Annotated in this window: 18 protein-coding genes; 16 read left to right on the top strand and 2 right to left on the bottom strand. The window is 33.3% G+C overall.

Features of this window, described 5'->3' with window-relative positions; all coding sequences use genetic code 11:
* Positions 1 to 12 precede the first annotated feature (12 nt).
* A complete protein-coding gene (locus HLK68_RS14295) occupies positions 13 to 897 on the top strand; it encodes a TraX family protein (protein ID WP_006784046.1) in 885 nt (294 codons plus the stop codon).
* Between the two features lie 30 nt (positions 898 to 927).
* Here HLK68_RS14295 and HLK68_RS14290 read toward each other — a convergent pair whose 3' ends face one another.
* Positions 928 to 1,098: a hypothetical protein gene (locus HLK68_RS14290; protein ID WP_006784047.1), complete on the bottom strand. Its 171-nt coding sequence runs from the start codon at positions 1,096 to 1,098 to the stop codon at positions 928 to 930.
* Positions 1,099 to 1,334: 236 nt separating this feature from the next.
* Here HLK68_RS14290 and HLK68_RS14285 point away from each other — a divergent pair, with 236 nt between their 5' ends.
* The 14 genes from HLK68_RS14285 to HLK68_RS14220 all read left to right on the top strand — a co-directional run bounded on the left by HLK68_RS14285 (position 1,335) and on the right by HLK68_RS14220 (position 12,630).
* Positions 1,335 to 2,195: a CvfB family protein gene (locus HLK68_RS14285; protein ID WP_132942611.1), complete on the top strand. Its 861-nt coding sequence runs from the start codon at positions 1,335 to 1,337 to the stop codon at positions 2,193 to 2,195.
* Positions 2,196 to 2,218: 23 nt separating this feature from the next.
* Positions 2,219 to 3,088: a YitT family protein gene (locus HLK68_RS14280; RefSeq protein WP_006784049.1), complete on the top strand. Its 870-nt coding sequence runs from the start codon at positions 2,219 to 2,221 to the stop codon at positions 3,086 to 3,088.
* A gap of 225 nt (positions 3,089 to 3,313) precedes the next feature.
* Positions 3,314 to 4,195 (top strand): YitT family protein, encoded by an 882-nt coding sequence (locus HLK68_RS14275; RefSeq protein WP_006784050.1) that lies wholly within the window; start codon positions 3,314 to 3,316, stop codon positions 4,193 to 4,195.
* A 170-nt stretch (positions 4,196 to 4,365) separates the two neighbouring features.
* Positions 4,366 to 5,700: a 16S rRNA (cytosine(967)-C(5))-methyltransferase RsmB gene (gene rsmB / locus HLK68_RS14270; protein ID WP_006784051.1), complete on the top strand. Its 1,335-nt coding sequence runs from the start codon at positions 4,366 to 4,368 to the stop codon at positions 5,698 to 5,700.
* Positions 5,701 to 5,789: 89 nt separating this feature from the next.
* Complete coding sequence (gene rlmN, locus HLK68_RS14265; RefSeq protein ID WP_006784052.1) at positions 5,790 to 6,833, top strand: 23S rRNA (adenine(2503)-C(2))-methyltransferase RlmN; 1,044 nt, start codon at positions 5,790 to 5,792, stop codon at positions 6,831 to 6,833.
* The gene (locus HLK68_RS14260) at positions 6,833 to 7,585 is read left to right on the top strand and encodes a Stp1/IreP family PP2C-type Ser/Thr phosphatase (protein ID WP_006784053.1); all 753 of its coding nucleotides are present in this window, start codon (positions 6,833 to 6,835) and stop codon (positions 7,583 to 7,585) included. Before rlmN ends, HLK68_RS14260 begins: the two co-directional genes overlap by 1 nt.
* Positions 7,582 to 8,877: a Stk1 family PASTA domain-containing Ser/Thr kinase gene (gene pknB / locus HLK68_RS14255; protein WP_129821287.1), complete on the top strand. Its 1,296-nt coding sequence runs from the start codon at positions 7,582 to 7,584 to the stop codon at positions 8,875 to 8,877. Before HLK68_RS14260 ends, pknB begins: the two co-directional genes overlap by 4 nt.
* A gap of 45 nt (positions 8,878 to 8,922) precedes the next feature.
* Complete coding sequence (gene rsgA / locus HLK68_RS14250; RefSeq protein WP_006784056.1) at positions 8,923 to 9,810, top strand: ribosome small subunit-dependent GTPase A; 888 nt, start codon at positions 8,923 to 8,925, stop codon at positions 9,808 to 9,810.
* Between the two features lie 18 nt (positions 9,811 to 9,828).
* Positions 9,829 to 10,473, top strand: a complete 645-nt coding sequence (gene rpe, locus HLK68_RS14245) for a ribulose-phosphate 3-epimerase (protein WP_006784057.1) — start codon at positions 9,829 to 9,831, stop codon at positions 10,471 to 10,473.
* 5 nt (positions 10,474 to 10,478) lie between these two features.
* Positions 10,479 to 11,111, top strand: a complete 633-nt coding sequence (locus HLK68_RS14240; RefSeq protein ID WP_006784058.1) for a thiamine diphosphokinase — start codon at positions 10,479 to 10,481, stop codon at positions 11,109 to 11,111.
* A gap of 103 nt (positions 11,112 to 11,214) precedes the next feature.
* Positions 11,215 to 11,295, top strand: a complete 81-nt coding sequence (gene spoVM, locus HLK68_RS14845; protein WP_081448223.1) for a stage V sporulation protein SpoVM — start codon at positions 11,215 to 11,217, stop codon at positions 11,293 to 11,295.
* Between the two features lie 171 nt (positions 11,296 to 11,466).
* Positions 11,467 to 11,844, top strand: a complete 378-nt coding sequence (locus HLK68_RS14230; protein ID WP_006783247.1) for a hypothetical protein — start codon at positions 11,467 to 11,469, stop codon at positions 11,842 to 11,844.
* 14 nt (positions 11,845 to 11,858) lie between these two features.
* A complete protein-coding gene (locus HLK68_RS14225) occupies positions 11,859 to 12,221 on the top strand; it encodes a DUF2089 domain-containing protein (RefSeq protein ID WP_009607123.1) in 363 nt (120 codons plus the stop codon).
* Between the two features lie 25 nt (positions 12,222 to 12,246).
* A complete protein-coding gene (locus HLK68_RS14220) occupies positions 12,247 to 12,630 on the top strand; it encodes a hypothetical protein (RefSeq protein ID WP_055163620.1) in 384 nt (127 codons plus the stop codon).
* A 48-nt stretch (positions 12,631 to 12,678) separates the two neighbouring features.
* Here the strand turns inward: HLK68_RS14220 and rpmB are convergent, their stop codons facing one another.
* Positions 12,679 to 12,870, bottom strand: coding sequence for a 50S ribosomal protein L28 (gene rpmB, locus HLK68_RS14215; RefSeq protein WP_006785135.1), 192 nt, complete (start codon positions 12,868 to 12,870; stop codon positions 12,679 to 12,681).
* A 209-nt stretch (positions 12,871 to 13,079) separates the two neighbouring features.
* Between rpmB and HLK68_RS14210 the strand changes: the two genes are divergently transcribed.
* The gene (locus HLK68_RS14210) at positions 13,080 to 13,445 is read left to right on the top strand and encodes an Asp23/Gls24 family envelope stress response protein (protein ID WP_006785134.1); all 366 of its coding nucleotides are present in this window, start codon (positions 13,080 to 13,082) and stop codon (positions 13,443 to 13,445) included.
* Positions 13,446 to 13,447 lie beyond the last annotated feature (2 nt).

Here is a 13,447-nt window from a genome sequence, read left to right as displayed (position 1 = left end):
TCATATGTTATAATGGAAAAAAATGAAAGTGGTGATGAAGTGAGTGAAATGGTGAATCAAGCAGAAGGGATTGGTTTTGTTAATCAGCGATTGACTGTTACGTCATTAAAATTAATTGCGATTTTGGCAATGTTTATCGATCATTTTGCAGCGATTGTTTTAACTAGTTTACAATCTGTTTATGGACAAAGTTTGGAGTCGTTTTTTTGGTTTCAACTCGTGATTATTTTAATGCGTCTCATCGGTCGAATTGCTTTTCCAATTTTTGCGTATTTAATTGTGAATGGATTTTATCATACCTCAAATAAGAAGAAATATTTTTTGCGATTAGCTCTTTTTGCAGTTATTTCAGAGCCGTTTTTTGATTTTGGAATTTCGGGTTCTTTTGTTGATATGAGTCATCAAAATGTTTTCTTTACACTAGGACTGGGGTTATTAGCCATTTGGGGATACGATCATATTTCAAGAGATGAAAGTAAAAATTTTATCCCTGGATTGTTTATTGTAGCGCTTGGATTTTTAGCACAAATGATGCAAACAGATTATGGTTTTTATGGGATTATGACGATTTTTGTGATGTATTTATGCTTTGATAATTTTAAGCGATTAAGTCTTATGCTCATCATTTTAAATGTGTTACTCTATGGTGGCCAACTGAGTGTGATAACTTCTTTGATGAGTGATCATCTAGGCAATGGTTATGAAGTAGGTCTTCAAGTCATCTATTTTCTCATGTGTAACGCTCAGTTATTTAGCCTGTTTTCTTTGATCTTTTTAAAAGACTATAATGGGCAAAAAGGAAGACCATTTAATAAATACATGTTTTACGTGTTCTATCCTGTTCATTTATTTTTACTCGGATTACTCGTTTTAGGGTTACAAACATTCATTTATTAAAAAGGTTAGCTCAAAAGAGAGCTAACCTTTTTAATCTTCGTCACTACAAACACAAAAAGAATGTTGTAATTGGATATATTCTTCATTGCTAAGGTTTTTTAGATACTGATTCAGATGTTCCTCACAACAGAAAATACCAAATTTTGTCGTCATTGAGTGATTGTTAAGCGGTTGATGACAGTATTTACAAGTTTTATTCATAAAAAACATCCTTTTCTTATTAGATTGGTTTTAGTATTAGTATATATCTATTTATTATAAAAATAATTAGAGAATATGGTGTTTTTATTGAGTTTTTTCATAAAAAAAGATGATACTAAGGACAGTTAGTGTCAACTTATTTTATAAAACTCGTCGAGAAAACGAATTATTTTGCTTTTCTCTAAAATTGGCTCATGTTATAATATATTGACTTTAAAAGGAAAGTAAGTGATGAAATGTTAGCAGGAAAAATTCATGAAATGAAAGTGGAGCGTCAAACACCACTTGGTTATACATTAACACTTGATGGAGAAGAATACTTTTTACATCAAGCAGAGGTAACGCGTCCATTAGAAGAAGGCCAAATGGTCGAGGTATTTGTTTATTACGATTCAAAGAAACGTTTAACAGCCACCATGCATGAACCAAAAGTGACGACTGAACAGTTTGGATGGTGTGAAGTTGTAAGTGTTCGTGATGAATTAGGAATTTTCGTCGATATCGGAATTAATAAACAAATTTTAATTGCTCCATCAGATTTACCAATTTACAAACATTTATGGCCTCAAGTTGGAGATTATGTTTATTGTTATTTAAAAGAATCGTTGTCAAATTATTTATTTGCGATTATTGCTCGTCCATCTGAATTTGGTGGGGTAAAACATGAAGCGCCTCAATCATTACACGGTAAAAAAATTAAAGCTCGTGTTATCCGTACTGGAAAAGTTGGGACAAATGTCATCACAGAAGAAGGATACATGGGATTCATTCATGAAAGTGAACGTCGTGAAGAACCACGTTTAGGTGAAATGATTGAAGGGCGCGTTGTTCGTGTCAAAGAAAATGGAGAGTTAAATATCTCTTTAATTCCACAAAAAGAGTTTGCTATTGTTGAGGATGCAGATGTGATCATGGAGTATTTAATGTCACGTCGTGGAGCGATGCCATTTTATGATAAATCAGAACCAGATGATATTCGTCGCGGTTTTAAAATGAGCAAGGCATCATTTAAGCGAGCTTTAGGAACGTTAATGAAACAAGGAAAAGTGTACCAAGAAGAAGGATGGACCTATTTAAAGGAAGATAATGAACAATAAAATAGCAACGGAGTGTACAGTCAATGAATTTTATTAAAAACGAAGTTTTGTCGGTGAAGATTAAAAACTTATCTATTATGTTAATTGGAAATTTATTAATCGTTCTAGCTATTAATATGTTTATAACACCAGCCAATTTATATACTGGGGGTCTGACAGGGATTGCTCAGTTAATTATTGAGTTTTTAAGCGCTGGATTAGGCATAGAATTGAGTCTAGGGACCCTTGTATTTGTCTTTAATATTCCGATTTTATATCTAGCTTGGCGATCAATTGGAAAACGATTTGCCGTTTTAAGTATGGTAGCAGTTGTGATTCAATCTGTCATGCTTGAAATGGTCCCTATTGGACAATTTTCTGAAGATATCCTATTAAACGCAGTATTTGGTGGAGTTTTAGTAGGTGCTGGAATTGGAATGATTTTAAAGATTGGTGGTTCAACTGGTGGGATGGATATTATTTTTCAATATATTTCAATGAAATATGATGGATCTTTTGGAAAATATTCATTTAGTATTAATGCTATTATTATCCTGATTGCGGGCTTAACACAAAGTTGGGAAACGGCTCTTTATACAATTATTTGTATTTACATTACTTCTGTTGTTGTTGATCGAATTCATACGATTCATCAGAATTTAACACTTTATATCGTGACGACGAAAGAGGAAGAAATGATTGAAACCATTTTAAAACATCTTTATCGAGGAATTACGGTACTTGAGGGTCGAGGTGCCTATACGAAAAATAATAAGAGTGTGTTGATGCTTGTTTTATCAAGTTATGAGTTATATGAAGTTTTAGCTATCATTAAGTCTGTTGACGAACATTCATTTACGAATGTGGTCAGAAGTGAGATGATCCAAGGAAACTTTGTTAAAAAGAAAATTTAATAAGAGCTTTTTTAAAAAAACATATCTGTGAGGCGTTGCAGCGCAGATATGTTTTTTTCTTTCTGTTACCGGGATTTTTTTAGTCTATTTTAAATGGATAAAAATAGCAAAAAAAACGATGAATTAAACATTTAAAGTTACTAATAAAAATGTTATAATTTCTCAAGGTTAAATGAATTATCCATTTTGAGGTGAGAGACAAAATGGAGTTGGAGGATATGAGGTATGGATATTTTGACATCAGAGCGATTTAAAAAAGAACTTAAAAGCTTGGCGATTATTTCTGTAGGAACCATTTTATTTGCTATTGGAATTAACTGGTTTATCAATCCATCTGGGTTATACGTGGGTGGGGTAACTGGTATTTCGCAGCTGGTTAGTCGAATTTTATATAGTACTTTAGGGATTAAAATTAATTTAGGGCTTTTAATTTGGTCAATTAACGTTCCTTTATTATTATTAGCGTATAAATTTATTGGAAAAAGATTTACTTATCATACGCTATATACCGTTACGTTCTTAACCATTTGTTTGAATGTTATTCCTGAAAAAACATTTTCTGAAGATGTTTTATTAAATATTGTAGTTGGAGGGATGATTTATGCCCTTGGTAGTGGAACCATTTTAAAATATGGTGGTTCGACTGGAGGACTAGATATTTTATCCCAATATTTATCAATGAAAAAACAAGGTTCATTTGGACAATATTCATTTTATGTTAACTGTATTATTATTACCATTGCAGGATTTTTACAAGGGTGGGAAATTGCACTATATACCATTTTACTTATGTTTGTTCAAATGCAAATGGTTGATCGCATTCATACTCCACACAAAAGTTATACTGTCTTTATTGTTACGACGAAGCAAGATGAAGTTATTCAAACATTGCAAGCAAGACTTGGACGTGGAATTACGATTATTAATGCAGAGGGAGCTTATACCCACACGAATCGTAGTTTGTTAATGATGGTTGTTTCAAGTTATGAATTATATATTGCCCTTCAGTTATTAAATGAAGTGGATCCGCATTCTTTTACAAATGTCTTACAAAGTTCACAAGTCCAAGGAAACTTTGGCCGTAAAATTGTTGATAAGGCACAATAAACAAAAAAGCTGTTTCTAAATTGAAACAGCTTTTTTATTTTAATATTAGGGAAATTCCTAAAGGAAGAGTGAAAAGTAGAGGAAATAACAGATGAATTTTAATAGATTATGTTATAATATAAAGTGACAAATTATAATTACATCACGGTGGTTGAGAACGGAGTGGTATTATGGCAAATGCCCGTGAATTGGCTTTGCAGACATTAACAGATATTTTAATTAATGGTGCTTATAGCAATCATGCTCTAAATGAGCAGATTGAAAAAAGTGACTTAACCATTCAGGATAAAAATTTTATGACGGAATTGGTTTACGGAACTTTACAGCATCAGCAACTATTGAATTTTTATGCAACTCCTTTTTTTAATGGAAAAGTTAAAGGGTGGATTCGCATTTTGATACAAATGACACTCTATCAAATTCTTTATTTAGATAGTGTTCCTGAGCATGCTGCCATTTCTGAAGCTGTTAATATTGCTAAAAAGCGTGGTGGTCAATTTAACGGTAAATTGGTGAATGCTATTTTACGTGAAATGATGCGTAACCCTTTGTCTAATTTACAAGAAATTGAAGATGATGCCGAGCGTTTAGCAACGAAGACGTCACATCCTCTTTGGTTAATTAAGCTTTGGATAAAGCAATTTGGAATGGAAAAAACAGAACAAATGGCCAATGCAAACAATGAGCGAGTAAATGTAACAATTCGTGTTAATGGTGTTAAAGGAACGAAAGAAGAACTAAAACAAAAACTTGAAGAAGAAGGAATTCAGTGTCGAGATGGATTTTTAAGTCCAGATGCACTGGTCATTACAAAAGGGAATGTCATTAAGACAAAAGCTTTTGAACAAGGATGGTTTTATGTTCAAGATGAATCTTCGATGCTAGTGGCGAGAGCTTTAAAGCCAAAACATCACACGAAAGTGTTAGATACCTGTTCAGCTCCAGGTGGGAAAACGACTCATGTCGCTGAAATGATGCGCCAGACGGGAATGGTTTATGCTCATGATATTTATCCTCATAAAATTAAATTGATTGAGGATAATGTGAAAAGATTGGGGCTTAAAAATGTTGTAGTGAATTTACAAGATGCAACAAAGTTGACAGAATGTTATCCATCGGAAAGCTTTGATTCTGTTTTAGTTGATGCTCCTTGTTCAGGACTTGGAATTTTAAGAAGACATCCTGAAGTTAAAATAACAAAGAAACCTGAAGATTTAGATGGTGTGATGGCAATCCAAAAAGAAATTTTGAAGACAGTGGCTTCATTGGTGAAATATGGTGGAACTTTATTGTATAGTACTTGCACAGTCAATCGTAAAGAAAATGATAAAATGGTTGAATGGTTTTTACGCGAGCATCCTGAGTTTAAATTAGATCAAACATTAGTGGAGCGTTTACCTGAAGTTTTAAACGAACAAGCAAGTACTGGAATGGTTCAATTATTTCCCGGGGATTATCAAACGGATGGCTTCTTTATTGCTTGTTTAAAACGAGAAATTTTGTGATTATAAATGAGACTTTTAAACGATAATAAGACTAGGTCATTCATCGTTCAATTAAAAGAGTTCTAAAAGATAGAAATGGTGGTGCTATTATGGAGAAGAAATCCATTTATAGTTTAGATATACAAGATTGGCAGAATTGGTTACAAGAGCAAAAACAACCTAAATTTCGTGCTAATCAAATTTTTGACTGGTTATTTAAAAAAAGAGTGACTTCAATTGATGAAATGAGTAACTTACCAAAGGATTTAAAGGGGTTAATGCAAGAGTCTTTTGATGTCACAACATTAAAAGAGCGAAAAAAACAAGTGGCAAGTGATGGGACCACAAAGTTTTTATTTGAATTGTCTGATGGAGACTTAATTGAAACAGTTTTAATGAGACATAAATACGGGTGTTCGGTATGTGTTACAACACAGGTTGGATGTCGTATTGGGTGTAAGTTTTGTGCTTCAACCTTGAGTGGATTAAAGCGAAATTTACAAGCAGGTGAAATTGTGGCACAGGTTTTACGTGTGCAACAATATTTAGATGAATCACAGGAGCGTGTGAGCCATATTGTGGTGATGGGAATTGGAGAACCGTTTGAAAATTATGAGAATCTAACAAAGTTTATTGAAATTATTAATAGTGAAAAAGGTTTGAATATTGGATCACGTCATATCACCGTTTCGACGAGTGGAATTGTTCCTAAAATTTATAATTTTGCCGATCAACATCCGCAAGTATCGTTTGCTGTCTCTTTACATGCCCCGACAGATGAGCTACGCACCCAATTAATGCCGATTAATCGTGCTTATCCATTAGAAAAACTAATGGAAGCCGTCAAGTATTATATTAAACAAACTAATCGACGTATTACATTTGAGTACGGATTAATTAAAAATGTGAATGATACGGTAGAATGTGCTAATCAGTTAGCAGATTTAGTCGGAAGATTAAATTGTCACATTAATTTGATTCCAGTTAATTATGTTCCAGAACGAGGATTTGATCGTACACCAATTGAGCATATTGAAAAATTTGAACAAACGTTGAAAAAACGTGGGGTTAATGTAACAGTCAGAAGAGAGCTAGGTAGTGATATTGATGCAGCATGTGGACAGTTAAGAGCTAAGGAGGGGGCTTTAGAATAATGTTGGACCGAATGTGTTATAAGACTGATGTTGGAAAAGTAAGACCACACAATGAAGATGCCGTGACTATTTATCAAAATCCATTTTGTACCGTTATGGTGGTTGCAGATGGAATGGGGGGGCATGAAGCAGGAGAAGTTGCAAGTGAGATGGTCATTAAAGTTGTGGAACATTCCTTTAATGAAACACTTTCATTTGATGATTCAGAAGATTTACGTAAGTGGATTAAATTAGTTTTGCATCAAATTAATCAAGATATTTTGCAGTACATTGAGCAGCAACATATTTCTCATGGTATGGGAACGACAGTAATTGTAACGGTTATAACGAAGTCTTTTATTGCATTTGCTCATGCCGGGGATAGTAGAGCGTATGTATTAGCACACCAAGGTTTAAGACAGATCACAAAAGATCATACCTTTGTTCGAAAGCTTGTTGAAGAAGGAAAATTATCTGAACAAGAAGCAAAAACACACCCGCATCGTAATATTATTATGAATGCATTAGGAGTTAACAAAGATTTGAAGTTTGATTATTTAGTATTAGAAAATTATGATCTGAAGGCTATTTTATTATGTACAGATGGTCTGACTTCACTTGTTGAGGATAGGGATATTGAAAAAGTTCTTAAAAATCCTCTATCAACGAATGAGAAAGTTAATACATTAATTCAAATGGCAAATGAAAATGGAGGTACTGATAATATATCAGTTGCTTTATATGAGTGCTTTGAAGGGAGTTGCTCTAGATGATAATCGGTACAACGATTAATTCAAGATATGATATTAAAATGTTAATTGGAGACGGCGGAATGGCTAATGTTTATTTAGCCTATGATCGAACGTTAAAACGTCATGTTGCGATTAAAATGTTACGTTATGAGTTATCAAAAGACGAACGATTTATTAAGCGATTTAAACGTGAATCATCTCAGGTGATTAACTTAGATCATCCTAACATTGTTCATGTTTATAATGTTGGCGATTATAAACAGCAACCTTTTATTGTGATGGAATATGTAAAAGGGAAAACATTAAAAGATTATTTGCGTGAAAATGGAGCATTAAGTCCAGAAGTTGCTGTTCATTTAATGAAACAACTTGCAGAAGGGGTTCTTTACGCTCATGAAAATAATATTATTCATCGTGATTTGAAAACTCAAAATATTATGATTACAGATGATCAAATTATAAAAATTACGGATTTTGGTATTGCTTTATCAAGTAACGAAGCGGATATTACCCAAACCAATACGATCATGGGATCTGTTCATTATTTAGCGCCAGAACTTGCAAGAGGAAATTTAGCAACTGAACGTTCTGATATTTATGCATTAGGAATTATTTTGTTTGAATTGTTGACAGGAGATGTTCCATTTAAAGGTGAAGGAGCCGTTAATATCGCACTTCAGCATTTAGAAACTGAGATGCCGTCTCTTAAAGATGTGATACCGGAATTACCGAATAGTTTAGATAATATTATCCATCGTGCCACTGCTAAGCTACCAAGTGAACGATATCAAAGTGTTGAAGAATTGTTACGTGAATTAAATTCTGCACTTGCATCAGATCGTGTGGATGAACCGTTACAATCTGAAGTGATTAAAGAGATGGAGTTAGAAAAAACGATGGTGATGCCTGATTTAAATAAGGAGGTATCAGAAGAAATGGCGAAAAAGAAAAAAACCAAAAAACAAAAGAAATTTGGCGTTTTAAATACAGCGTTATTGAGTGCTTATACGGTGTTTTTATTAATGGCAATGTTCTTCTATTACATTATCATTTATGAGCCATCTCATTATAAAGCGGAAGAAGTTAGAATACCAGATGTTGCCTCGATGACTATTGATGAAGCTGAAAGTGAATTAAAATCAATTGGATTAAAAAGCGCAAAAGTTATTTATATTGAAGATTCTAGTTATACAGAAGGTGATGTGTTTAAAACATCTCCTGCCATTGGAACGCGTGTTAAAGTAAAATCAGATGTAACGTTATACGTGGCGAAAAAGCCGAGTCGTTCAACAACAAGTAGTTCAACTCAATAAAAATGAAAATGGTCAGTGAAAACTGGCCATTTAGTAGGTGATAGTTTGAAAAAAGGTATAATTTTAAAGGCGTTAAGTGGATTTTATTATGTTGAAGAAGTTGAGACAAAAAAAATCATTCAATGTCGTAGTCGAGGATTATTTAGAAAACAAAAAATAACGCCTCTTGTTGGGGATCGAGTTCGTTTTTTAGTTGAAGAAGATGGAAATGGCTATGTCATGGAAATTGAAGATCGTCAAAATGAACTGGTTCGCCCCCCTATAGCAAACGTTGATTTGGCTTTGGTTGTTTTTTCAGTCAAAGAACCTGATTTTAACGTTAAATTACTCGATCGTTTTTTAGCGGTTATCGAGATGAATCGTATTGAACCGATTATCGTATTAACTAAATTTGATTTGTTATCAAAAGAAGAACACGAGGTTTTAGATCCTATTTTTGATTATTATCGTCAGATTGGTTATCAAGTCATTGAGACTTCATCAAGAAATCAAGTTGGAATTGAAGCGATTACGGAGTTAATTAAAGATCGCATTATTGTCGTTTGTGGACAATCAGGCGTTGGGAAGTCATCGCTATTAAATTCAATTGATGAAACTCTAGATATTCAAGTAAATGAAATTTCAAAAGCATTAGGACGTGGGAAACATACGACTCGTCACGTTGAGTTGCATAAGTTAAGTGGTGGATTAATTGCTGATACCCCAGGATTTAGTTCATTAGATTTAGATCAACTTGAGGCAACAGATTTATCAGAATGTTTTATAGATTTTTATGAACTATCAGACCAATGCAAGTTTAGAGGATGTGTTCATGAATTTGAACCAAATTGTGCAGTGAAACGGGCAGTAGAAAATCATGAAGTATTGTCTAGTCGATATGACAATTATTTACAGTTTTTAACTGAGATAAAATCTAGAAAGCCAAAGTATTAATTGTTGGAGGGATAAGGAATGTTAAAGATTGCACCATCTATTTTAGCAGCTGACTTTTCCATGTTAGCAGAAGAGGTAAAATGCGTTGATGCATTAGGAGCAGATTATATCCATATTGATGTGATGGATGGGCATTTTGTTCCAAATATTACATTAGGGCCAGGAATTGTGAAATGTCTTCGTCCCCATACAACGTTGCCTTTTGATGTTCATTTAATGATTGAAGAACCGGATCAATACATTAAAGAATTTGTAGAGGCAGGAGCGGATATTATTACAGTTCACGTTGAAGCATGCCGACACTTACATCGTACGTTACAATTGATTAAGCAATATAATATTGCTTGTGGGGTTGTTTTGAATCCTCATACACCGCTTGAAATGATTAAACATGTTTTAAATGATGTGGATTGGATTTTAGTTATGTCGGTTAATCCAGGATTTGGAGGACAATCATTTATTTCTGATTCATTAAATAAGATTGCAACTTTAAACCAATGGCGAGAAGAGTTTGGATATGAATATTTAATTGAAGTTGATGGTGGTGTAAACGAAGAAACAGCACGTTTGTGTGAACAAGCAGGAGCAGATGTTGTTGTAGCGGGGTCAGCGGTATTCAATGCACCTGATCGCAAATTAGCTATTCAAAAAATTAAAGGATAATCATGATGATTGCTAAAATTATGTGTGGGGCCCCAAATGGTTGGTTTGATGAAGCTTCTTTAAAGGACGCATCTATTAGTATTGGTGTGGATAGAGGAGCCTTAGTTTTAGTTAATCAAGGAATTATACCTGACATTGCGATTGGTGATTTCGATTCAATTGGAGAGTGCGATTATCAAAAGATCCAACAATTATGTTCAAAGGTAATTAAGTTACCGTGTGAAAAAAATGAAACAGATACAGAGGTGGCTATTGAGTATGCGATTTCGCTTGGTGTCACCGAAATCTATATCTATGGAGCAATGGGTGGGCGAATTGATCATACACTAGCTAATATTCGCCTTCTGTTACAGTTTAGCGAAGCGAAAGTACGTATTTTTATAGTTGATCAAACAAACTCACTATGTTTACTTTCAAGAGGCGATCATAAATTTTTAAGACCAGCTCATCAATATATTTCATTTTTTGCTTTTGAGACAACGGTTAAGGGATTAACACTTAGAGGTCTTAAATATCCATTGACTAATTATGAGTTAACTCAAGGTGATATTCGCTGTATAAGCAATGAAGTATTAGCAGATAAGTTTAGTCTTTCATTTGATGAAGGATATTTATTGATGGTAAACAGTAGAGATTGAATGAAGGGTTTTTTAAATCCTGTTAAAATTAAGTTATATCTCCCTAACTTTTAACATATAGTGTAAAGAATTAAATTATCCTTTGCATGGGGGAGAGATCTACATGAGATTTTATACAATTAAATTACCGAAATGGTTAAGTGCCATTGTAGTCGGTGTCATGAATATCTTCAAAAAACACTAAAAAAACTGTCGATTTAATCGACAGTTTTTTTCTTTCAGTATGAGATTATGAATTTTTAAGAATAAAATCAATATTTTTAATTATATCTTTAAAACTGTTAATTTATAGATTGAAATTTTTTAACATCGGACATATGATAATGGTATAAAATGGTAAAAAGGGGGGAGATAGATGTCCTATCTATACTTATTAGATAGAATTGAAGAGGGGCGGATAACTGTTAAACAAGCGATAAAAGAAATTGAAAAAGACACTCAGCACAAGCTGGAATACCGTGCTAAGAAAATAAAAGTACGGATAATCGATGAAGGTAAAGTGATTCGACTTCCTGCTCTTCGATTTGGAATGATTAAAGCAATGTTAAAAATCTGTCCACCTTTTGTGAGATTTATTACAAAACACATGGCAACGACGGAAGAATCGAATGAAATGGTAGAAATCGTGATTGATGGATTTAGTGAGTTTTTAGATTTAATGAGGGGATATCCACCGATTAATCTTATTCATATTAAATCAGAAGAGAATGAAGTGATGATTTGTACCAAATAAAGGTGGTGAAGGATTTGAAGCAATATGAAACACTCGGATTTTGTCCGGTTTGCGAACAATCATTACTTGTCACACAGTTAAGTTGTCAATGTTGTAAAACCCAAATGAATGGACAGTATCGTTTGAATAAATTTAGTTATTTACCTAAAGAATTGCTCGTTTTTACTGAGGTTTTCTTGAAGAATAGAGGAAATATTAAGGAAGTTGAACGAGAGTTAGGAATTTCTTATCCAACAGTTCGAAGAATGTTAGACCAAACCATTCAATCACTCGGATACCAAACGACGGAAACTACTTTACAGACACATGAAATTTTGGATCGGATTGAAAAAGGGGAAATGACAGTAAGGGAAGCGACGGAACTGTTAAAAAGATAAAGTAAAAAATGAGAGGGAGATTTAAATGAATGAAGAATTAGTTAAAATTTTAAAGATGATTGAAAATAAAATAATTACAGCCGAAGAAGGGCAAAAATTAATTCAGGCAATGGAGACAGCGAAAAAAAAGGTAGCAACAGTTAATCAATCAATGATTGGGCGCTTTTTACATATAGATGTAGAGTCACTTGAAAAAGGGGATGAAGAGGTTGTAGAAATCAATATCCCATTAAATGTGGCAAAATCATTTTTAAAACTTGGATTTGTTCAAAATCGAATTAATGAAAAAGTGGGTACGGATGTAGCTGTTGATATTGATGAAATCACACGATTAATTGATTTAGATTTTGTGGGTGATTTAGTGATGGTGGACACAAAAGATGCAAAAGTAAGAATTTGGATTTATTAATAACAATAAAAAAAAGTTATCCAACATGATAACTTTTTTTTATTGTTATTAATAAACGCGTTCTACTTTACCTGATTTTAATGCGCGAGCAGAAACGTATACTTTTTTAGGTTTACCGTTTACTAAGATTTTAACTTTTTGAACGTTAGACTTCCAAGTACGTTTTGAAGAGTTCATTGCATGAGAACGAGCGTTTCCTGTTGTCGTACGACGTCCTGTAATTGTACAAACACGAGCCATAGTCAAACCTCCTTACTTCACTAACTATCTAAGACTCATATTAATTTATCACATTTTTTATAAATTATCAAGTTTTTTTGAAATAATTGCAGAGAATAGTATTGTTTCCGTTGTTTTAGTCGCCTTGATTGACATTTTTCATTTGTCATGGTGTATAATATATAGTAAAATGATATCAAGAATATAGCGATGAGGGAGGTTTGTCAATCATGACAGTCCAAATTAAAAATGAATATGGTCGAATCGACATTTCAAGAGATGCCCTTTCTACAGTCATCGGAAATGCTACAACAGAATGTTATGGTGTTGTGGGGATGGCTTCAAAGAATTTTGTTAAAGATGGATTAGCCGTTGTTTTAGGTAAAGAGAACTATAGTAAAGGTGTTACATTACGCGCCGATGACAATAATAAGTTAATCGTTGATTTATATGTAATTGTTGGAATTGGAATTAAAGTATCAGAAGTATGTTTTGAAATTCAGAAAAAAGTTCAGTATGTGATCGAAAAAACTTTTGGAGAACATGTTAAAGAAGTTAATGTGTTTGTGCAAGGTGTTAAAGGTTTAGATCGCTAGGA

Origin of the sequence: Turicibacter sanguinis, assembly GCF_013046825.1 — a bacterium.
Lineage (GTDB): Bacteria > Bacillota_I > Bacilli_A > MOL361 > Turicibacteraceae > Turicibacter > Turicibacter sanguinis.
Note: the sequence above shows the minus strand (reverse complement) of the source record. Positions and strands in the feature narration are given on the sequence as shown.